At 59.8% G+C, this 20,697-nt stretch carries 20 protein-coding genes; 2 read left to right on the top strand and 18 right to left on the bottom strand.

Going from position 1 to position 20,697, the window contains the following annotated elements; translation table 11 throughout:
* Positions 1-819 precede the first annotated feature (819 nt).
* From M2401_RS05400 to M2401_RS05380, 5 genes are all read right to left on the bottom strand, one after another.
* On the bottom strand, positions 820-1,824 hold the full coding sequence (locus M2401_RS05400; RefSeq protein WP_259100527.1) for a HEPN domain-containing protein: 1,005 nt from the start codon (positions 1,822-1,824) through the stop codon (positions 820-822).
* On the bottom strand, positions 1,817-2,359 hold the full coding sequence (locus M2401_RS05395; protein ID WP_259100525.1) for a hypothetical protein: 543 nt from the start codon (positions 2,357-2,359) through the stop codon (positions 1,817-1,819). Before M2401_RS05395 ends, M2401_RS05400 begins: the two co-directional genes overlap by 8 nt.
* 665 nt (positions 2,360-3,024) lie before the next feature.
* Positions 3,025-3,366: a type II toxin-antitoxin system RelE/ParE family toxin gene (locus M2401_RS05390; RefSeq protein WP_259100523.1), complete on the bottom strand. Its 342-nt coding sequence runs from the start codon at positions 3,364-3,366 to the stop codon at positions 3,025-3,027.
* On the bottom strand, positions 3,356-3,628 hold the full coding sequence (locus M2401_RS05385; protein WP_259100522.1) for a type II toxin-antitoxin system Phd/YefM family antitoxin: 273 nt from the start codon (positions 3,626-3,628) through the stop codon (positions 3,356-3,358). The genes M2401_RS05390 and M2401_RS05385 overlap by 11 nt, the downstream gene beginning before the upstream one ends.
* A gap of 236 nt (positions 3,629-3,864) precedes the next feature.
* Complete coding sequence (locus tag M2401_RS05380; RefSeq protein WP_259100521.1) at positions 3,865-4,581, bottom strand: MBL fold metallo-hydrolase; 717 nt, start codon at positions 4,579-4,581, stop codon at positions 3,865-3,867.
* 201 nt (positions 4,582-4,782) lie between these two features.
* Between M2401_RS05380 and selD the strand changes: the two genes are divergently transcribed.
* Together selD and mnmH are read left to right on the top strand one after the other, a co-directional pair.
* Positions 4,783-5,817: a selenide, water dikinase SelD gene (gene selD / locus M2401_RS05375; RefSeq protein WP_259100520.1), complete on the top strand. Its 1,035-nt coding sequence runs from the start codon at positions 4,783-4,785 to the stop codon at positions 5,815-5,817.
* Positions 5,817-6,917, top strand: a complete 1,101-nt coding sequence (mnmH, locus tag M2401_RS05370; RefSeq protein ID WP_259100519.1) for a tRNA 2-selenouridine(34) synthase MnmH — start codon at positions 5,817-5,819, stop codon at positions 6,915-6,917. The genes selD and mnmH overlap by 1 nt, the downstream gene beginning before the upstream one ends.
* Positions 6,918-6,952: 35 nt before the next feature.
* Here the strand turns inward: mnmH and M2401_RS05365 are convergent, their stop codons facing one another.
* From M2401_RS05365 to M2401_RS05305, 13 genes are all read right to left on the bottom strand, one after another.
* Complete coding sequence (locus M2401_RS05365) at positions 6,953-8,008, bottom strand: permease (RefSeq protein ID WP_259100518.1); 1,056 nt, start codon at positions 8,006-8,008, stop codon at positions 6,953-6,955.
* 81 nt (positions 8,009-8,089) lie between these two features.
* Positions 8,090-8,815 carry a GntR family transcriptional regulator gene (locus tag M2401_RS05360; RefSeq protein WP_259100517.1) on the bottom strand — a complete coding sequence of 242 codons (726 nt, stop codon included), beginning with the start codon at positions 8,813-8,815 and terminating at the stop codon, positions 8,090-8,092.
* An 11-nt stretch (positions 8,816-8,826) separates the two neighbouring features.
* Positions 8,827-10,122: an amidase gene (locus M2401_RS05355; RefSeq protein ID WP_259100516.1), complete on the bottom strand. Its 1,296-nt coding sequence runs from the start codon at positions 10,120-10,122 to the stop codon at positions 8,827-8,829.
* Complete coding sequence (locus tag M2401_RS05350) at positions 10,119-11,246, bottom strand: M20 family metallopeptidase (RefSeq protein WP_259100515.1); 1,128 nt, start codon at positions 11,244-11,246, stop codon at positions 10,119-10,121. The genes M2401_RS05355 and M2401_RS05350 overlap by 4 nt, the downstream gene beginning before the upstream one ends.
* Before the next feature lie 21 nt (positions 11,247-11,267).
* Entirely contained in the window at positions 11,268-11,975 is a 708-nt protein-coding gene (locus M2401_RS05345; RefSeq protein ID WP_259100513.1) for an ABC transporter ATP-binding protein, read from the bottom strand.
* 3 nt (positions 11,976-11,978) lie between these two features.
* Complete coding sequence (locus tag M2401_RS05340) at positions 11,979-12,752, bottom strand: ABC transporter ATP-binding protein (protein WP_259100511.1); 774 nt, start codon at positions 12,750-12,752, stop codon at positions 11,979-11,981.
* Entirely contained in the window at positions 12,749-13,906 is a 1,158-nt protein-coding gene (locus tag M2401_RS05335) for a branched-chain amino acid ABC transporter permease (protein WP_259100509.1), read from the bottom strand. Before M2401_RS05335 ends, M2401_RS05340 begins: the two co-directional genes overlap by 4 nt.
* Positions 13,907-13,908: 2 nt before the next feature.
* On the bottom strand, positions 13,909-14,844 hold the full coding sequence (locus tag M2401_RS05330) for a branched-chain amino acid ABC transporter permease (protein WP_259100508.1): 936 nt from the start codon (positions 14,842-14,844) through the stop codon (positions 13,909-13,911).
* Between the two features lie 67 nt (positions 14,845-14,911).
* The gene (locus M2401_RS05325) at positions 14,912-16,081 is read right to left on the bottom strand and encodes a branched-chain amino acid ABC transporter substrate-binding protein (RefSeq protein WP_259100507.1); all 1,170 of its coding nucleotides are present in this window, start codon (positions 16,079-16,081) and stop codon (positions 14,912-14,914) included.
* Between the two features lie 547 nt (positions 16,082-16,628).
* A complete protein-coding gene (locus M2401_RS05320) occupies positions 16,629-17,732 on the bottom strand; it encodes a M14 family metallopeptidase (protein WP_259100506.1) in 1,104 nt (367 codons plus the stop codon).
* A 67-nt stretch (positions 17,733-17,799) separates the two neighbouring features.
* A complete protein-coding gene (locus tag M2401_RS05315) occupies positions 17,800-18,639 on the bottom strand; it encodes a phytanoyl-CoA dioxygenase family protein (protein ID WP_259100505.1) in 840 nt (279 codons plus the stop codon).
* A gap of 5 nt (positions 18,640-18,644) precedes the next feature.
* Positions 18,645-19,424, bottom strand: coding sequence for an ABC transporter substrate-binding protein (locus M2401_RS05310; protein ID WP_259100504.1), 780 nt, complete (start codon positions 19,422-19,424; stop codon positions 18,645-18,647).
* A 38-nt stretch (positions 19,425-19,462) separates the two neighbouring features.
* Positions 19,463-20,638: a M20 aminoacylase family protein gene (locus M2401_RS05305; RefSeq protein WP_259100503.1), complete on the bottom strand. Its 1,176-nt coding sequence runs from the start codon at positions 20,636-20,638 to the stop codon at positions 19,463-19,465.
* Between the last annotated feature and the right edge of the window lie 59 nt (positions 20,639-20,697).

Here is a 20,697-nt window from a genome sequence, read left to right as displayed (position 1 = left end):
TGCCGTAAAAGCGTCGTAGTTGCTGGAGAGGGTTTAAGATTTCTGTTCGATTTAATCAAGGTGGTATCATTGCAAACTTTAGCAATATTAGCTTTGGTACTAAGTCCTTTAGTTGCCATCAATAGCCATCCTTTGGTTATAGCTGCTAGCGATGTGCTAGCATGTCGGCTGATTGCAGACTATACCAACCAGACACTCTCGCCAAGGTGGTAGGTCGCCTCTGGCCTATAGAGGTAGGGATTGAGCAGTCGTTAGGCAGCCAGAGCCAGAGATGTGTCGTCGAGGATGATCCCTGAAGGTGGGAGCCGCAGCCGTTCAATAAAGTCGATTTGGAGGGGCTAGGCGGTACAAAATGGTACGAAAGACTTATGAGATGATTTCGCCCGACAAGTAAAAGGCCAGCTCAAAGATTGGTTGCAATCTAGCATGTGACTGGATAGGCCCAACCGATGCTACCGTCGTTGAGGGGGGAAGAACGGCTAACCTGCGGAGAGCATTTGATTATGGCTGGGATAGAGGCGTGCCACGATAGCGCAGGCGAGCAATATGAGTGAAAACTATTTTTTGTATAGAGGCATTTTGGAAGAAATAGATACCTAGGCTGAGCTGGTAGCAACGGAATAGTGCTTTCTTTATTTTTTGACGGTTGCTTAATATTTGCTTAAATGGTGAGGCAGTTTCTGCTAGCTTATTGATTTTAAATCATAAATTTTACATGTCGTCGCAATCCATCTTAATGATGATGGCCCGCCACGCCTCTCCCTAGAATCTGACGTGGGTGGCGAGTAGCAGACGCAGGTTACTTTTTTAATCAGCTGCTCAATGCCCTGCTTTACCCTGAGTGTTTTTGTTTTTGATCGCGTCGAGGCTGTGAATTATTGTATTGTGAACATCGCCGATATCTACGTTTTCTTCAAATGTGTCAGCTACGTGCTTTCTAAGCTCTGCAACAGTAGTACATCCTTTGAGTAGCGCATTTCGGACGTACGAAAGGCTACGGGAAGTGCTGAAAATCATGATGTGGTTGAATAAGTTAAGATCGTACTTTGTGAAGTCCGAGTTTCGGAAGCCATGGTGGACGGAATCGTTTCTCATTATTCGTATTTTTTCAAGCGAGCTCGTAATCTCTTTTTCCCAATAATTATAGCTCGGGTGGTTGGACAAATTAGAAATCATGGCTTTGGAAATTGTTGGCTTTCGTATGCCATTGGGGAATCCTAAAAACCACCTGGCCATGCTGGTAATTTTATCAGACTCGGTTTCGTTGACCAGGGCCTCTAGGGCAAAGCAGTGAAAAAGAATTTTTAGCTGCTTATTATTTTCGTGTCTGCTATTTCTCATCCAGTGAAGGTACTTGATGAAACGATTGCTTAAGTCATTATTTTGTTCGAGAAGATAGTTTACTATGTCGTATGTCTGGGTGTTGCCTTGGGCGACAACGAACATCATTGATGTTTGGTTCTCGGGGTCGACAAAAGGTTCGATGTCTCCTGTATCCACGTTTTTCACATATCCGATAGCAGAAGTCTGCATTGAGGAAATCGCAAATTCTGAAAATTTCAAGTCCAGGATCAGTGAAAATCTGTCATCGCTCTCCGATATAGCTTCAGATGCTGTGTTGCATTCAACAATTGTTGCAATTCTAGCGCTAAAAGCATATCTGTTAAAGTCGACCTGGGCCAGCAGCGCTGACTGTTTCAGTATTTCGATTTCAGCAGGGTTGTCTGAGGTGGCGGATCTCATTTCTACCGAGCCATATACTTGAGTTGATGGCAAGTTAATGCTGGTCGAGTCCAAAATTTTTAATACAAGGAAGTTAGCCAAGTTTTACACCTGCGATTACGTTCACTAGCTTTTGAAGTGCGATAGCACGAAGTTTGGCGGTGCCTCGAGGTTGAAGCCTGAGGTTGTGTGATGATAGGTATTGGCAAAGTATAGCTGTAGTTGGGTAGTTTTTATTGTTTAGGCAAAACTCTGTAATGGTGGTTAGGTATTCGGGTGGTAACTTAAGTTTCAGTAACCTTGCACAGATGTTTTCAGCTTGATTGTGGAGGTTTCTCGATTGGTAATATCTTAGTTGGTACCACTCAATTTCTCCTTTTTCGCTTTTTTGAGAGTCTATTAAAAGTCTATCAAATTTCTCAACTCCCTTGCTGTCGAATAATGCAATTGATAAGGTGTAGCCCAATCTTATTGTGATGGCGTTTGAAGCTTTTAAATTGTATAGTTTTTCAAAAATAAACTTGGCTTCGAGATATCTTTGTTTCTCAATCAGATAGTTTATAAAGATGGTCGTATGCTTTGCATATTTTCTGTCTGAAGGGAGTGTTTCATAAAAAATTCGTTCGGTCGGTTCCAAATCTAGAGCTCCATTCTATGATTTTGTTGTGTCATATTTTATCGATGTGTTGACGCGGAAACTATCATGACCTTGCGCTTAAGGGAAGAAAGACTGCGACGATACTTTTGTGGGACCAGGTATGGTTATTCAGCGGGAGCAGAGAGCACGTCCTGGATGGAGTCTGATTGGTTTTATCGGGGAAATGATTTTGTCAGAGGTAGTGGTACATAAGTGGTACAGGAAAAATAATAGTGCCTTACAGGTCTTTATATTCAATACTCTACGGTAAAGCCTGTCCAATCCATCATGGGTGCGACGCTGAAGCGTCTGGAAGGCTCAGGCCTTGTGTTACGTGGGCTAGCGGTAATATTTGGTGGCATTTTCGTCATTCGTTTTGTAGCAAAAATAACCCGTTTTCAGCAGTTTTTTGGCGTCGTTGCTGAAATTAAGCACTCGAAATCGGCAATGTAGCAACGGGGAATAGGGAACGATCACGCGACGCAAGAACAAAAACGGTGAGCGAAGTACTCGGCGCAGGTCAGGATACGGCGTAGCGGTGTCATAGTTTATCAGGAAGGCAGGAGCTTTGATCGCAAGCAAGCGGCACAGCGTGACGCAAACGAATGGAAACCGGGCTGGTTTCTCCGGGGGGTATCGAGCAAGCAGCCCCTGCGCTGAGGGCGCTACCTGTCGAACATCAAGCAGTAATGGATCAACTGATCTTCCACGCTCTGCTTCTGCGCCAGGATCAGGCCAACCACGACCAGCTTCTCGGGTTCGAAGCATTCATAGAAGATGCGGTAGCCGTCATGGTTCAGTTCTCGATATTGAGTGATACCGAACAGACTGGCTTGCGGGCTGATGGGGTAGGCGAGGGGATTGCTGGATAGCAGGCCTTCAACCTCCAGGATCAAGCGGGAGAGTTTCTGCTCTGCGCCGTTGTTCCCGATGTGCGGCTGGAGGTGTGTGATCTGGGAGTAAAGGCTTTGTTCGGCGGTTGAAGCGTATTGAATCTTAAACTTCACCATCGGTTTCCTCTTGGTATCGATGGCAACGCTGGGCCAGTCGACTCAAGAGGGTATCGCTCGAAATGAGCTTTCCCTGCTCCTTGTCGCGTGATGCGAAGGCCATCAGCTTGATCAAAGCGACGGCTTCATCCCGACGCTTGCGCTCTGCGTATGACTCGATCACATAGGCCGGCAGGCCATTCTGGGTAACCACCATGGGCTCAGAAACGTCCAGCGTCGCTGCGTTCTTTTTCAGGTAGCTGATAGTTTCGACTCGCATAAGTCGGTGCCTCTGATCATTCGTAATTAAGCCAAGCCGACCCGCTCATGGGGGGCGGTGCTGGTCCTGACGGTGAGGATTGGTCTGATAGTAGTCCAAATTCAGACCACGGTAAACGGCGTTAAAACGCCAGGCGTTCTCTCCGTGCAGGGAATGCTCATGTGTATTTTCAGTAACGCTACCGGGAAGCCAGGCACTCTAAAAACGCCGCTGCAAGCCTTAAAAACGTCCGCCCTTCACTTAAACCACTCATCAATCATCCCCTTCAAGCGCTCCCCGGAGAAACTCGCAAAGTGCCCGCCATGCACGGTACGCACCGGCAGCTTCCGCAAGCGCTGCAGACTATTGGCATAGTCGTTGAGGTCGGAGTGGTAGGCGTCGTCGATCAGGGGACCGTCGTAGATGATGTCGCCGCTGAACAGGGTCTGGGTGCTGGCTTCCCACAGGCTGATGCCGCCGGGTGAGTGGCCGGGGGTGTGCAGGACTTGCAGTACGCGGTCGCCCAGGTCGATGACATCGCCTTCGTCGATCAGGCGGGTGGCCGGTGCGGCCTTGACCTGGTACTCGGTGTAGCACAACGGGCCGTCCGGGTGGGCTTCGAACATCTCGTCGCCAACATAAGGATCGGCCAGTGTCGCGGCCCGGGTCGGCTCAGCGAGGATATGGGCTTCGGCCGGGTGCACCAGGCGTTCGCTGAATTCGTGATGCCCGGCGATATGGTCGAAATGGGTGTGGCTCGCCACTGCCAGAAGCGGTCGCTCGGTCAGCCAGGGCAATTGCTCGCGCAGGCTGACCACGCCCGACCCTGTGTCGATCAGTACGTCGCGGTCGCGGCCCTGTAGGTGCCAGAGGTTGCAGCGATAAAACGGGCGTATCCACGGCTCGTGGATCAGGCTGACGCCGTCGGCGCGTTTGTGCACTGCAAACCATTGGTCACGGGTAATGATTTTCACGGTTCTGCGCTCTGGCGGGGTAGGGGGATGCGGCCCATAGACGGTGACGGACCAAGGAAACAACTGTAGCAGGCCCAGGTACAGGAACGCCGCAAGTCTCAGGGTGATCGGCAGGCCTCAGCCCTGCCGCAGGGCGCATTCATCAAGGCACATTCCCCGCTCTGATAGAATGCTGCCCCTCGATAGACAAAGGGGTATCCCATGAGCGAACCGGTCCGTTTGACCCAGTACAGCCACGGCGCCGGTTGCGGCTGCAAGATCTCGCCCAAGGTGCTGGAAGTGATCCTCGCCGGCAGTGGCGCGCAGAACCTCGATCCGCGACTGTGGGTGGGCAATGCTTCGCGCGACGACGCGGCGGTGTATGCCATCGATGAGGAACGCGGCGTGGTCTCCACGACTGACTTCTTTATGCCGATCGTCGACGATCCCTATGATTTCGGCCGCATTGCCGCGACCAACGCCATCAGCGATATCTACGCCATGGGCGGTGATCCGATCATGGCCATCGCCATTCTTGGCTGGCCGGTCAATCTGCTGGCTCCGGAAATTGCCCGTGAAGTGATTCGCGGCGGCCGCGCCGTCTGTGATGCTGCCGGAATTCCACTGGCGGGCGGGCATTCCATTGATGCGCCGGAGCCGATCTTCGGTCTGGCGGTCACGGGCCTGGTGGAGAAGCGTTTCATGAAGCGCAACGACACGGCCACCCTCGGTTGCATCCTGTATCTGACCAAGCCCCTGGGCATCGGCGTGCTTACCACTGCCGAGAAAAAAGGCCTGCTGCGTGACGCCGATGTGGGGCTGGCCCGGGATCAGATGTGCACCCTCAATACCGCAGGAAGCCGCTTCGGCAAGCTGGCCGGGGTCAAGGCGATGACCGACGTCACCGGTTTTGGCCTGCTCGGTCATCTGGTGGAGATGGCCGACGGCAGCCAGTTGAGCGCGCGCATCGAGGCCGGCGCCGTACCGCGTCTGGCCAGTGTCGATTATTACCTTGAACAGGGCTGCGTACCGGGTGGCACCCAGCGCAATTTCGACAGCTACGGCGAGCGCATCGGCCCGTTGACTGAGGGGCAGAAAAATCTGCTCTGCGATCCCCAGACCAGTGGTGGCCTGTTGGTAGCGGTGGCGCCGGAGGGCGAGGCGGAGTTCCTGCAAGTGGCCGCCGGGCTGGGCCTGGCTTTGCGTCCCATCGGCACCCTGAACGAGCGACAGACCCATGCCGTCGAGGTGTTCTGATGCGCGATAACAGCGCCGACCTGCAGCACATCTTCCTCAACGACATCCCGCTGATGGACGTGCGTGCGCCAGTGGAGTTCACCAAAGGCGCTTTTGCCCAGGCCATCAATCTGCCGCTGATGAACGACGCCGAGCGCGAGGCGGTTGGCACTGCCTATAAGCAGCTGGGGCAGCAGAGCGCTATCGAACTGGGTCACCGCTTGGTCAGCGGTGATATTCAGCAGGCACGGATCGAGGCCTGGGCCGAGTTTGCCCGGCGCCAGCCTGAAGGTTATCTGTACTGTTTTCGCGGTGGCCTGCGCTCGCAGATCACCCAGCAGTGGCTCAAGGATATTGCCGGTGTCCCGTACCCTCGGGTGCTGGGCGGCTACAAGGCGATGCGGACCTTTCTCATCGAGACTACCGATCAGGCGGTGCAAGCGTGTGAGCTGTTACTGGTTGGCGGTTTGACTGGCTCCGGCAAGACCGAGGTGCTGGTCGAGTTGGACAATGGCCTGGACCTTGAAGGCCACGCCAACCATCGCGGCTCCAGTTTCGGCAAACGTGTCAGCGGGCAACCGGGGCAGATCGACTTCGAAAATGCCCTGGCCGTGGACATCCTCAAGAAGCGCCATCGCGGCGCCGAGACTCTCGTGCTCGAGGATGAAGGCCGTGCCATCGGCAGCCGTGCGGTGCCTTTATCGCTGTTCCGGCAGATGCAAGCCGCGCCGATGGTCTGGCTGCAAGACAGTGTCGAGCACCGCGTGGAGCGGATTCTCAAGGATTATGTGATCGACCTCTGCGCCGAGTTCATCACGGCCCATGGCGTGGAAGCCGGATTCAGTACCTTTGCCGAGCGACTGCGCCAGAGTCTGGCGAGTAATCTCAAGCGCCTGGGCGGTGAGCGCTATCAGCGCCTGGCGGCGATCATGGACAGCGCTCTACAGGTACAGAAGACGACGGGGCAGGTGGATGGCCACCGGCAGTGGATCGAAGTCTTGCTCAACGAATACTACGACCCGATGTACGCCTACCAGCGCGACAGCAAGGCCAAGCGCATCGAGTTTGCCGGCGATCATGGGGCGGTCAGGGAGTATTTGCGCCAGCGGCGCCGTGCCTGATGCTCATCTGGACCGTTGGATCACCTCGTGCTTTGCTACAGCAACAACCCACCCACAATCCCGCTGACAATGCCCACCAGCATGGTCAGCAGCGCCACGGCCACCAGCACCCGGCTATCAAAGGATTTACGCAGCATCAACAGCGATGGCAGGCTGACGCTCGGCAGGGTCATGAGCAACGCCACTGCTGGGGCGGTCCCGAGGCCCAGGCCCATGAGGGTCTGCACGATGGGGATTTCCGCCGCCGTAGGGATTACGAACAGGGTGCCGACAATCGCCAGGGGCACCAGCCACAGCCAGCCATTGCCCATGGCGCCGTCCACATGGGGAAACAGCCAGACCCGCGCTGCGCCGAGAATCAGCACTGCCAGCACATAGATCGGGATGGTAGTCCAGAACAGCTGCCACAGGGTGCGCATCCAGCGCGTCAGCAGGCTGCTGTTATCTGCCGCGCTGGCAACCTCGACGGCCTCGACGGCGGCTTCCGGCAGGATCTCTGGTCGAGAGATGCGCTGGGCGAATAGTGACACGCCCAGCACCAGCACGAGCCCGGCCACCAGGCGCAGGGCGCTGAATTGCCAGCCGAGCACGAAGCCCATGAAGATCAGGGTCGCGGGGTTGAGCACCGGGTTGGCGATCCAGAACGCCAGGGCCGCACCCACCGACACATTCTGCCGCCGCAACCCGGCCGCCACCGGCGCCGCGCAGCAACTGCACATCATGCCCGGCAGGGCGAACAGGCCGCCGCGTAGGGTGGAGCCAAAGCCGGCTTTGCCAAAGACTCGCAACAACCAGTCCCGAGGGATCAACACCTGCACCAGCGAGCCAAGGATCACGGCCAGTACCGCAGCTTTCCAGATCGCCAGGAAATACACCTGGGCATAGGCCAGGGCGGCCGCGATGGGCGAAGCCGGGTTGTCATTGATGATCGAGCCGCCAATGCTGTGGCTGTCTGCGGCGACGAAAGACTTGAGGTAATACGGCGACCACTTGACGTAGTACAGGCCGATCACCGCCACCAGCAGGAACAACACCGGTTTGTACCAGAAGGCCCAGGAGCGGGACGAGGAGGAGAGCGACTGGCTGGGCATGGCGAGGATCCGTGGCGTAGACAAAGGGCCATGATACGCCATTCGCGCAATTGCCCAGCCCAGTCTATGCAGACAGCGAGATTACAGCGGTTTCACTTCCTCACTGCGCACACGAGCGCTGTGCAACATATGCAGGGTGATCTTGCGCACCTCGGCCTTGCTCACTTCGATGTGCGCCTTGATCAGCCGTTGGGCTTCTTCCGAGCGGCGTTGCAGGGCAGCGTTGAGGATCTGTGTATGTTCGGCGTAGGTGGTGTCGATTCGCGCCTGCTGGGTGAAGTCGAGGCGGCGGATAACGCGGATCTTGTCGGACAGCTCGGCGTGAATACGCGCCATCTGGGCGTTACCGGCCAGGTTCAGCAGGCTGGCGTGGAACTGCTCGTCGAGGAGGATCAGCTCGTGGGCATCGCTTGAGCGCAGGCTGGGTGCTACGTCCCAGATCGCCAGCAAGGCCTGCAGGGTTTCCTGTTGGCCCGGGGCGTTGTGTTCGCAGATGCGCTTGAGGGCGGTCTGCTCCAGCACGATGCGCACGTCGTAGAGTTCTTCGAAAAAGGTGAAGTCGAACGGACGCACTTGCCAGCCGGCGCGAAAATGCACTTCCAGATAGTGCTCCTGTTCCAGGCGAAACAGGGCCTGACGCACTGGCGTGCGGCTGGCGTTCATGCGTTTGGCAATCTCGCCTTCGCTGAAGCGATCTCCGGGCAGCAGGCGGAACTCGAATATGTCCTGCTTGAGCTGGGCATAGATGCGTTCAGCGAGACCTTCCGGGCGTTCTTTGCCGGGGGCTGACGCGGAGGCGAGTTGCATGTTCAGTCCTTCTATTGTTTCAGGTGTTGTTCTGCCCAATGGCACAAAGCCAGGGTCTGCGCATCGCTGCCTTCGGGGCCGATCAACTGTACGCCCAGTGGCAGTCCCGCCGGACCAACGCCCGTCGGCAGTTGCAGGCTCGGCAAGCCGAGGGCGCTCCATGCCCGGGAGAACAGCGGATCACCGGTGCGTTGCAGACCGGCTTCGGCCTCACCGCAGGCACTGGGGGTAAGCAGCAGGTCGCAGTCGGCAAACACCAGCGACAGATCACTGCGCGCCTCGGCGAGGCGGGCGTGATTGTAACGGTTTTGCGCGAAGTCGATCTGCTCGCCGATGGCCAGGCGCTGGCGCAGGTTGTCGCTCAACAACTGCGGATGGCAGAGACGTTCAAAGGCCAGGGCCTTGAAGGCTTCGGCCCACATGATCAGGTCGTGGACTTCGACCAATGGTGTGAAGCTGGCGGGCAGCTCGATATCGACCACCTCGGCACCGGCCTGGCGCAGGTGTTCAGCCGCTAGTTGCAAGGTCTCGCGGCTGCTGGTAGCGGCGGCATGCCAGTTGGGGGTGCGGCACAGGCCGATGCGCGGTTTGCTGCTTACATGCAGTTCGCGCCAATGGGGCGCGTCGGCCATGACCGAGGTCAGCAGGGCGACATCGGCAACACTGCGGCCAAAGCCGCCAATGGTGTCCAGTGACTCGCTGAGGCTTTTGACCCCGGCGCGGGGGATCAGGCCGAAGCTCGGCTTGAAGCCCACCACGCCGCAATAGGCGGCGGGGCGAATGATCGACGCGGCGGTCTGGGTGCCCAGTGCCAGCGGCACCATCTGTGCGCCCACCGCCGCCGCCGAGCCGCTGGACGAGCCACCCGGCGTGTGCGCCGGGTTATGCGGGTTGCGGGTCGGGCCGGGGGTAAAGGTGGCGAACTCGGTGGTCACCGTCTTGCCCAGCACGATGGCCCCGGCCTGCCGGCACAGGGCAACGGCAGCGGCATCGGCCTGGGGTTGCTGCCTGTTATAGATCGGCGAGCCGTAGGTGGAGGGAAAGTCCTGGGTGTCGAACAGGTCTTTGACCGCCAGCGGCAGGCCATGCAGCGGGCCAGTGATGGGGCCGGCGTCGAGGGCGCGAGCCTGGGCCAGGGCGGCCTCGGCATTGAGGGCGCACCACGCCAGCACCTGGGGTTCGCGCTGGTCGATCTGTTGCAGGCAGGCCTGGAGCAGGCGTTCGGCGCTCAGGCTGCGTTGTTGCAGCAGTCGTGCGGCTTCGCTGGCGCTCAGGCGGACCAGATCGTCGTCGTGCCAGCCGCTCATGGCTGGCACCAGTCGAGGATCATGCGCTGATAAAGCTCGCAGGCCTTCTCGATTTTCGCCACTTCGCAGTACTCGTCTGTCTGATGCGCCAAGTGGGTTTCCCCCGGCCCGAGTATCAGGGTCGGCGGATTGCCCAGCGGTGCCAGCAGGGCTGCGGCATCGGTGAAATAGGTCACGGTGCCCGGCGTTTGTGTGGTTCCGCCCAGGGCCATGACCCGCTGCACCCAGGGCGACTCGGGCGGGGTGTAGACCGGTGGCAGGTCGATCATGATTTCCAGTTTGATGTCATTTCCCAGCAGTGTTTGTAACGTCTCCTGGATCTGCGCATGGGACTGCCCGGCGACGCTCCGGATGTCGATGGTAAGTTCGGCGGCATCGGGCACCGAATTGACATTCAGGCCGCCTTTGATCAGGCCGACGTTGAGGGTCGGGCTGCCCATCTGCGGATGCGGCGGGTAGTCGAAGGTAAAGGCTTGCAGGGCCAGCGCGGCCTTGGCGATCTTGTACACGGCGTTGTCGCCATGCTGCGGCATCGAACCGTGGGCGGTGATGCCCGTGGCCTTGGCCTTGAGCCACAACGCGCCTTTATGTCCGACCAACGGATTGTTGTAGCTCGGTTCCGCTACCAACAAGGCTCCGGCCGGTTGCAGCAGGCCCGGTTGTTCGGCCATGTGGAAGGCACCTTCGCAACCGGTTTCCTCGCCTGCGGTGATGATCAGCGTAACCCCTGCGGTCCCGGCCAGTTGCGGGCTGCAGGCGATGGCAGCGCAGACGAACGCGGCGACACCGCCTTTCATATCGCTGCTGCCGCGTCCGTAGAGCTTGCCGTCGACGATATCGCCGCCGAACGGCGCCTGGGTCCAGGGCGCATCGCCCAGGGGCACCACATCGACATGGCCGGTGAAGGCCAGGGGCAGGCCTTTGTCACTGTCGCCGATACGCGCGATCAGGCTGGCGCGGCCGGGCGTCAGCTCGGTCAGGGTGCAGTGGAATCCGTAGGGTTCGAGCAGTTGCGCCAGGTAGCGGGTGCAGTCGGACTCATCACCCGGAGTATTGCCGGCGTTGATGGTGTTGATCCTGACCAGCGTCTGGGTCAGCTGTACCGGATCGAGATTGAGGTTCATCACATGGACTCCTGGTAGAGGTCAGCCGAAATAGGCCGCCTGGACTTCGTCGTTTTCGCTGAGGCTGCGCGCATCGCCCTGGGCGACCATGCGCCCCTGGGACAGCACGAAGCCGTAATGAGAGATCGCCAGCGTCTGGTGCACGTTCTGTTCCACCAGCAGCACGCTGATACCCAGTTGGGCGATGTCGGCGATGATGCGGAAATTTTCCTTCACGTACAGCGGCGACAGACCCAGGGACGGCTCGTCAATGATCAGTAAGCGCGGTTTGGCCATCAGCCCTCGGCCAATGGACACCATGGCCTGCTCGCCACCGGACATGGTTCCCGCCAGTTGCTCGCGACGTTCCTTGAGGCGCGGGAACAGCTCATAGACCTCGTCGGCACGCCGGGCGATTTTCGCCGCATCGCTGATCTGATAGGCGCCGACGCGCAGGTTTTCCGCCACCGTCATCTTCGGGAAGATCTTGCGCCCTTCGGGTATGCAGGCGATGCCCTTGGCGATGATACGGTGGGTCGGCAGGCCCAGCAGGGACTCACCGTTGAACAGAATCTCGCCGCGATTGGGCGGGGTCAGGCCGAGGATCGAGCGGATCAGCGTGCTCTTGCCCGCGCCGTTGGCGCCGAGGATGCAGGTGATATGGCCTTCTTCCAGTTCCAGGGAGAGGTCATGGATGACGTCGATGCGGTCGTAGGCGGTGGCGATGCGTTGGACACTCAGAAGGGACATGGCTCACTCCTTGCCCAGGTAGGCAACCTGGACCTGCGGGTCCTTGATGATGTCGGCGTAGGGGCCCTCGGCGATTTTCTTGCCATAGTTAAGCACCACGCAGCGTTCGGAGATTCGTTGGATCAGGTTCATTTCATGCTCGATCAGGGCGATGGCGAAGGGCGCCACGCTTTGCCGGACCTTGAGCACATCGTCCATCAGCTCGTTGGTCTCGTCGTGGGTCATGCCCGCCGACGGTTCGTCGAGCAGCAACAGGCGCGGTTCGCTGATCAGCGCCCGGCAGATTTCCACCCGGCGCCGGTCCAGCATGCTGAGGTTGAGGGCCGGCTCCCAGAGCTTGTTGGCCAGCCCGGCATTGAAAGTCTGTAACAGCTGGTGCACGCGCTCGACCATCTCGCCGTGCTGGCGCTTGAAGGCCTGGCGGCGGAACAGGTTGAACCACAGGCTTTCGTCGAGGTGACGGGTATTGCCGATCACCACGTTGTCGAACACGGTCAGGGGCAGCGACAGGCGCAGGCGCTGAAACGTGCGGGTGATGCCGTGGCCGTAGACCGTCTGTGGCGAGCGGCCGCTGAGGTCTTCGCCGCCAAAGCGCACGCTGCCGGCACTGGCTTTGTAGAGCCCGGTGATAACGTTGAAACACGTGGTCTTGCCCGAGCCGTTGGGCCCCAGCAGGGCGAGGATTTCCTGGGGCGCGATGTCCAGATCCAGGCCGTCCAGTGCGGTAAGGCCGCCAAAACGCATGGTCAGGCCGCGAGTCTGCAACAGTGGTTTCATGATGGGCGCCCCGGGAAGAATTGACGAACCTTGCGCGGCAACAGGCCTTGCGGGCGGAACAGCAGGATGGCGATCACCAGCAGGCCGTAGAGCAGGAAGCGGTATTCCTGAATGGATTGCAGTTTCTCCGGCAGGATCATGACGATGGCCACCGCCGGAATGATTCCCCACGGATTGCCGATACCGCCCAGGATCACGATCGAGACCAGGATCAGTGAGTCACCGAAGGTAAAGTTGTTGGGCGCCACATAGCCGGTCATCAGGCCATAGCTGGCACCGGCGACGCCGATCAGGAAGTTGCCGAACACAAAGGCCATGACCTTGGTGCGGGCGATGCGAATGCCGAACGCCGACGCCGAGATCTCGTCGGTGCGCACCATGTCCATGGCCACTCCCAGCCAGGAGCGCTCGAGACGGCGAACCATCCAGAAGGCCGCGGTGCAGAGGATCAGCGCCAGGATCACGAAGTTGGCATAGAAGGAGATTTCACTGTCGCCCCATTCCAGGCTTTCGCCCAGGTCGATACCGAACAGGGTCATGCTGGGGATGCGCAGGCCTTGCGGGCCGCCGAAGCTGTCGTTGACCTCCATAAAGGTGCGAAACAGGATGCCGAAGGCAATGGTGACCAGTGCTGCGTAGTGCCCGCGAGTGCGCAGCACCGGCAGGATCAGCAGCGAGCCCAGGGCGGCGGCGACCAGCCCGGCGATAAGGATCGCCAGCAGATCCGGCACGCTGCTGTGCAGGGCCAGCATCGCGGCGGTGTAGCTGCCGATGCCGAAGAAGGCGGCGCCGGCAAAGTTGACGATGCCGGCATAGCCGAACTGCACGTTAAGGCCCAGGCAGGCAACGCTGTAGATCAGTACCGTGGCCAGCAGCAACAGGGCGAAGTGCTCGTCATGGAACACCGCGAGCAGGATCAGCACCCCGGCAATGCAGCCCATGCCCAACAGGCGCGGCTGCCCGGCGGCACTGCTACCCAGGGAGCGGGCCAAGCCCAGGCGACCCGAGAGCAGCGTAACGATGATGATGGCGATGCCGAGGAAGAGGATTTCGAGCTGGCTTTCGGCGTGCAGCAACGCCCAGGCGGCCACAAAGACCAGGCCCAGGGCGGCCAGCAGCAGGCCGCGAGACGGTTTGGAAAAGAATGTGCTCATGGTCAGACTCGCTCACTGCTGCGTTCGGCGATCAGGCCGGTGGGTTTCCAGGCCAGCAGGACAATCACCACCACGAAGGCGAAGACGTCCTTGTAGGCACCCTGGAAGCCGGGAATCAGATGCGGCAGGGCGACGGCGCCGAAGGTCTGCAATGCGGCGAAGAGAAAACCGCCGAGAATCGCCCCGTAGAAGTTGCCCAGGCCGCCGAGAATCGCGGCGCAGAAACCGATCACGCCCAACAGCAGGCCGACGTTGAAGTTGATTTCGTTGTAGTACAGGCCGTTCATCATCCCGGCCATGGCCGCCAGGGCCGAGCCGAGGGCGAAGGTCAGCAGCACGATGCGTTCGAAGTTGATGCCCATGACCCTTGCTGTCTCGCCGTCCTGGGCCACTGCGCGAATGGCCAGGCCCAGCTTGCTGCGATTGATCAACTGGTGGACGCCGAAGATGGTCAAGGCGCCCGCCGCCAGCAGGATCGCGCTGTCGGCGCGGATCGCCAGGCTGCCCAGGTGCCAGGTCGCGGTGGGCAGCAACTGCGGAAAGGGTTTGGAGTTGGAGCCGTCGGGGAAGAACAGGCGAATGCATTCGCGCAGGACCAGGCCGAGCATCAGGGTGATGAGCAACAGGTTGATCGGCGGTGCGTTGCGCAGGGGCAGGATCAGAAAGCGCGCGACCAGGGCGCCGAGGGCTGCGGTCACCGAGAGTGCGGCGATCAGCATGATCAGCAGTTGCAGCCAGGGATTGCTGATGCCGATGGCCTGTGCGCCAAGGTAGGCGCTGAGGCCGGCGAAGCCACCGATCATCAGCACATCGCCATGGGAAAACTTGATCACGTCGAGCACACCGAAAAACAGCGTGAAGCCCACCGCAACCATCGCGTAGATCATGCCGAGCATCAGCCCGTTGACCAGGTATTGACTGAGAATTTCCAGATTCATTGGCAAGGCCCGAATACAGGTGAGTCAGGGCTGCGCCGTAGCGGGCGCAGCCGGTCATGCGCGTGGCTTACAGGCCCTTGAGCTTGCGTGCACCGCTTGAGTATTCGCTGTCCTGCCAGGGCACCCATTTGCCGTCCTGCACCACATAACTGGTGATCAGCGGCACGATGTTCTGGCGATGATCGTCGAAGGTCACCGGGCCGATCATGGTGCTGGCGTCCTTGGTGTGGTTGAGTTCGTCGCGCACCTTGCGCCGGTTCGGCCCGACCTTGTCGATGGCGTCCATCAGCAGGTTGGTCGCGACAAAGGCGAACGGCCCGTAGGCTTCGGCGGGCTGGGCGTATTTCTGCTCGGCATAGGCGGAAAAGAAAGCCGGGCCCGCCGCCAGTTTTTCCCAGGGGGCGCCTTCGATGAACGACAGCGACCCTTCGGCCAGGGCTGCGCCGGTGCCTTCAATGTAAGCGTCCGACTTGATCCCCGAGGTGCCCTCGAACTGTGCCTCGATACCCAGCTTCTCCATTTGCGAGCGGATGCGGATGCCGATGGGTGTCAGGCCGCCGAAATAGATCACTTGCGGCTTGAGCTGTTTGATCTGGGTGAGTTCGGCGGTGAAGTCCTGCTGATCGGCGGTCACGCCGAAGGTGCCGACAATCTTGCCGCCAGCCTTTTCCAACGCTTCGCTGAAATACTTGTTGTGGCCCTTGCCATAGTCGGTGGTGTCATGGATCACCGCAAAGCTCTTGTAGCCATGCTCGACCATGAACTTCGCCGCTTCCTGGTTCTGGTTGATCATGGTGCCGTTGACGCGATGCACTTCCTTGAAGTCGTTGGCGTAGGTGATATCCGGCAGTACCGCGCCCCAGACAATCACCGGCAGGTTGAACTTGTGATAGACGTCGACCGCACTCATCGCCACGGCCGAACAGAAGTGGGTGATGCCGCCGACGATGTCCTTGTCCGACGCGATCTTGGTGGCGATCTGCACGCCGACGTTGGGTTTGCACTCGTCGTCCAGGGACACCAGTTCATATTCATAGGGGCTGTCGGTCTTGGCGTTGTGCTGCTTCACGGCCAGCTCACTGGAGTTGCGACCGCCCAGGCCGATGGCCGAACTGCCACCGGTCAACGGGCCGACAAAGGCGATCTTGACGACATCCTTGGCCAGCGCGAAAGGCGCGGTGAACAGGCAGGCCGAGAGAAGGGCAGGCAGCAGCGCAATGGTGATCTTGGTACTCATGACGTCTCCTGGGGAATAACCGCGCCGGCGGATGTCGGCTGTTTTATAGAAATACTATCTTGTATACAAGATGGTATTTATTAGAAAGCAACAAGGGTGCCAGGCCAGGTGTCTGGGTGTGGGAAGCAGTGTCCAGGGCTGAGCAGGTTGGGTGCAGGGGTATTCCGGGAAGAAGGAAGTTGCGGTTTTTGTCGACGAAACTGTCGCCAGGAAGGGCAATCGGGCACCGCTTTAGTGCCGGTGGTCGACGCTGGTGCTTGGGGTAGTCGACTTAGGTGTGGGCGCCGCCTTGGTCGCGATCGAGTGCGCAGCGCTCGCAAAAATGCCAGCACCTGATCCGACGCCATCGCCCGCGGTATCTCTGATACAGCGCTTTCGTGCGTAAAAAATTGACCGTAGGACCGGCTTTAGCCGGGAGAGCGTCGTTTGCCTCACAGGCGTCCTCCCGGCTAAAGCCGCTCCTACGGAATCGCTCTCCAATTCATATAGTTGCGCCGTGTTCAACAGGCGCGAGGATGGTGCCGGGGCGGTGGTCTGGGTGGGAATATCAACGTTTGCCCAACGCCTCCAACGCCCGCTCCCAAACCTGTCGCGTACGCAACCACACGACGTCCTGCCAATCCCTGTCGGCCGGGTAGAACTGTTCCAGCAAGCCGCGCTTGATCGAGTGCCCGGTGTCGTCGCAAGGATCGCCGTGCAGGTGCAGCCACTGGTCATCACGCAGGTGGCGGTGTACCTCGGGGCCGGGGTAGGTGCCGCACTCGATGACGAAAGGCATCAGTTGCACATTCGGCAGCGCTTCGATCAGCGCCTGCGAGGTGTAGCCGGTGGAGGTGGCCGCGACGCCGGTATCGCTGACAGTATTGGCGCCGGTGATCAGGGTGTAGAGCCAGGGGCCGAACAGGGCCTGGGCGGCGGGCAGGGCGGGGTAGGCGGCCTGGGTGATGGTCATCAGCATCGGGTGGCCGTAGTCACCGGCACCGGTATGCAGGTCGAAGGTCATGACCACCTGAGCATCGGCCAGGTGCGTGGCGATGATCTGGCGCAGGGTGCGATTCGACCAGCTGGCCTCGACGCCGCCGAAGAACAGGCCATCGGCGAACTGGTATTGCCCGGCTTCGACGATCGACATCAGTCCCGGCCAGCCGTGCTCTTCAATAAGCGCGGCGAAGCGTGCATCGGCCTGGTCGCGCTGCGGGCCGTGGAGCTGGGTGCAGCTGTAGATGTCATGCACCGCCGCGTAGGCAGGGTTGACGGGCAGCGCTCGGCTGAAATCGAGGTAGTTGCGATTGAGGTCGATATTGTCTTCGTTGACTCGGCGCATCCAGGCGGTGCCCCAGGGGTTGATCAGGTGGATCATCAGGATGGCCACGTCGTCGGGCAGGGGGCGGCCCTTGAGTGCTTCGAGCCAGATGCTCTGGCAGTCGGAGCCGTAATAACCTTCCACGCCGTGAGTGCCGCTCAACGCCACCAGCAACCGTTTGGCCTTGGGGTTTCCCAGCAGTGCCACATCGGTGCTCAACTCCTCGCCAAATGGCCCGGCCAGAGGATGGGCATAGCGGGTCAGGGTGGCTCCTGCAGCCGTGGCCGCCTGGAGAAAGCGCTCACGCAGGACACGGTAGCTGGGGCTTGCAAGGAACGGGCTGGGCATGGCGGGATCTCGCAGATGAACTAAAAGTGGCGTCTGGGAATTCTACAGGTGCTGGCCATGCCCAGGGTCAGCCGAGCAGCAGTGGAAATAATGGATGGTCCATCACCGCGCCGTCGGCCAGGGTTTCACGCAGCCCCGGAAACTCCGGCGAAGTCACCCACGGCCGTGGCGCATGGCGTACGTCGTCACCCAGCAGGCGCACCGAGAAAGCCCGGCGTCTGTAGTTGCCGTCGACGCCGGCGGATGCATGCAGGGTCAGCATATTAAAGCAGACCATGTCGCCGGGTTGCAGCGCCCAGCCGAGGATGGGGAAGTCCTCGCGGTGCTCTTCGATCTTTGGTAGGTCAGCCAGGCTGCCTTCGGCAAACCACTTGGCCTGGTTGTCCATGAACGAGCGCGGCATCAGCCACGGCCCCAGATGGGAGCCCGCGACAAACTCCAGGGTCGCGGCCCGGCTGACCGGGTCTACCGGGATCCAGAAGCTGATGGTGTCGGCGCCGCTGATGTTGTAGTAGGGCTGGTCCTGATGCCAGGGCGTGCGCTGGCGGGTATTGGGTTCCTTGACCAGTACATGATCGTGGTAGAGGCGTATCTGCTGGCTGCCGAGCAGGCGCTGGGCGATGGAGGCCAACGCCGAATCATGAATGAAGCGCTTGTAATGGGGGTTGTCCTGCCAGTTGCAGAAGTCCTCGAAAAACCAGCCCGGGTCATCGGCACTGCTCGCGACTTTGGCCCGGGGGCTTGGCCGGGCAAGGTTCTGTTCGATGCCGGCCTGCAGTTCGGCGACTTGCGCGGCCGTGAAGGCGTTGCGTATGCACAACGCGCCATGCTCGCGGAAGAAACGCTGGGCATCGCTGCCCAGATCATTGGTCGAAAAATCGCCATCGGTCAGCGCGAATCTATTCATCGCGGTCACTCACCCGAAACGTCGTAGCTGAAGTATTTACTGGCGATACGCTGGTATTCGCCGGAGGTATGCAGGGCGGCGATAGCGCTATCCAGTTGCGTGCGCAGGGTTGCGTCGTCCTTACGGATACCGATGGCGACGCCGTTGCCGATGATGCTCTTGTCGGTAATCGGCTCGCCGGCAAAGGCGAAGTCCTTGCCCTGGGTTTTTTGCAGCAGGCCGCTGTCACCCTGAGCCGAGGCCTGGAACGAGGCGTCCAGGCGTCCCGAGGTCAGGTCGGCAAAGACCTGGTCCTGGGTCTGGTAGGACTGGATGGTCGCTCCGGCCGGTGCCCATTCGCTCTTGGCGTAGCTTTCCTGCAACGAGCCCTGCACCACGCCAATGGACTTGCCCTTCAGTGCCGCCGGGGCCGGTAGTAGGCCGGAGCCTTTCCTGGCGATCAGCGAGGACGGCGCCACATACAGGCGTCGGCTGAAGTCGACCTGCTGACGGCGCGCAGGGGTGTCGCTGAAGGCCGACAGAATGCCGTCGAACTTGCGCGCCTTGAGGCCCGGAATCATGCCGTCGAAGGTCTGTTCGACCCACACGCAGCGGGCTTTGAGTTGCGCGCACAGGGCGTTGCCCAGGTCGATATCGAAACCGGCCAGGGAGCCGTCCGGCTGTTTCTGTTCAAAGGGCGGGTAGCTGGGGTCGACACCGAAACGGATGACCTCGGCAGCCTGGCCCGAGGAGGCCAGCACCAGCCCGCTGATCAGAGCGGCGTATTGCAGATTGATTCGCAGCATTTGAGGCCTCGTGAAGGTCGACAGGGTAGGTGAAGCAATCAGCTGCGTGGCGCCAGGTAGGCCTGGGTCAGTTTGATCCAGTAACCGGCACCGCGCATGAGTATGTCGTCGTTGAAGTCGTAGCGGGGGTCGTGAATCATGCAGCTCTGCTCACCCTCGCCATTGCCGATGATCAGGTAGCAGCCGGGCCGCTCGCGCAGGAACCAGGCGAAATCTTCGCTGCCATTGAACGGCGCAATATCGGTCAGCACTTGCTCATCGCCCAGCCAGTCCCGCGCGACTTGAGTGGCGAACTCGGTCATGGCCGGGTCATTGATCAACAGCGGGTAATCGGCGCTGTAGTGCACCTCGGCGCGGGCCCCGAAGGCGTCTGCCTGGGCGTGGATAAGATGTTTGATGCGGGCCTCCAGGCTGTCGCGCACGGCGTTGTTCAAGGCGCGCACGGAGATCAGCATGTCGGCGCTGTCAGGGATCACATTGGAGGCCTTGCCGGCAGTAATGGAGCCGACAGTAATCACGCTCATTTCCTGAGGTGAGACGTTGCGCGAAACGATGGTCTGCAAGGCCATGATGATGCTTGCGCAGACCACCACCGGATCGACGCACTGATGGGGCATGGCGCCGTGGCCGCCGTGGCCGTGCACCGTGACTTTGATCTGATCGGCCGAGGCCATGAACGCGCCGGCGCGAAAGCCCAGCTTGCCAGCAGGGTAACCGGGCATGTTGTGCATGGCGAACAGGGCGTCACAGGGAAATTGTTCGAGTACACCCTCCTGGATCATCCGCCGGGCGCCGGCCAGGCCCTCTTCGGCAGGCTGGAAGATCAGGCGCAGGGTGCCGTCGAATTCGATGTCGTCGGCCAGCACCCTGGCCGCTGCGAGGAGCATGGTGGTATGGCCGTCATGTCCGCAGGCGTGCATCTTGCCGGGAATCTGGCTGGCGTAGGGCAGGCCGGTCTTTTCCAGGATCGGCAGGGCATCCATGTCGGCACGCAGGCCCAGGATCCGGGAACTGCTACCCTTCTTCAACGTACCGATAACGGCGGTTGCGGCAATTCCGCGGTGTACCTCGTAACCCCACTGCTCAAGACGCTCGGCCACCAGGTCGCTGGTGGCGTATTCCTCGTAGCCGAGTTCGGGATGCGCATGGATGCGCTGGCGCAATTCGCGCATCTGCGCGTCGATGGTCTGCAATTTCTGCTGGAGGTGCGGCATTGGCAGGATTCTTCCATAGTCTGGGCGTGGCCGTGCATTGGCGGCCTGAACCGCTGCTT

This window comes from Pseudomonas sp. JUb42 (assembly GCF_024807945.1).
GTDB lineage: Bacteria > Pseudomonadota > Gammaproteobacteria > Pseudomonadales > Pseudomonadaceae > Aquipseudomonas.
Note: the sequence above shows the minus strand (reverse complement) of the source record. Positions and strands in the feature narration are given on the sequence as shown.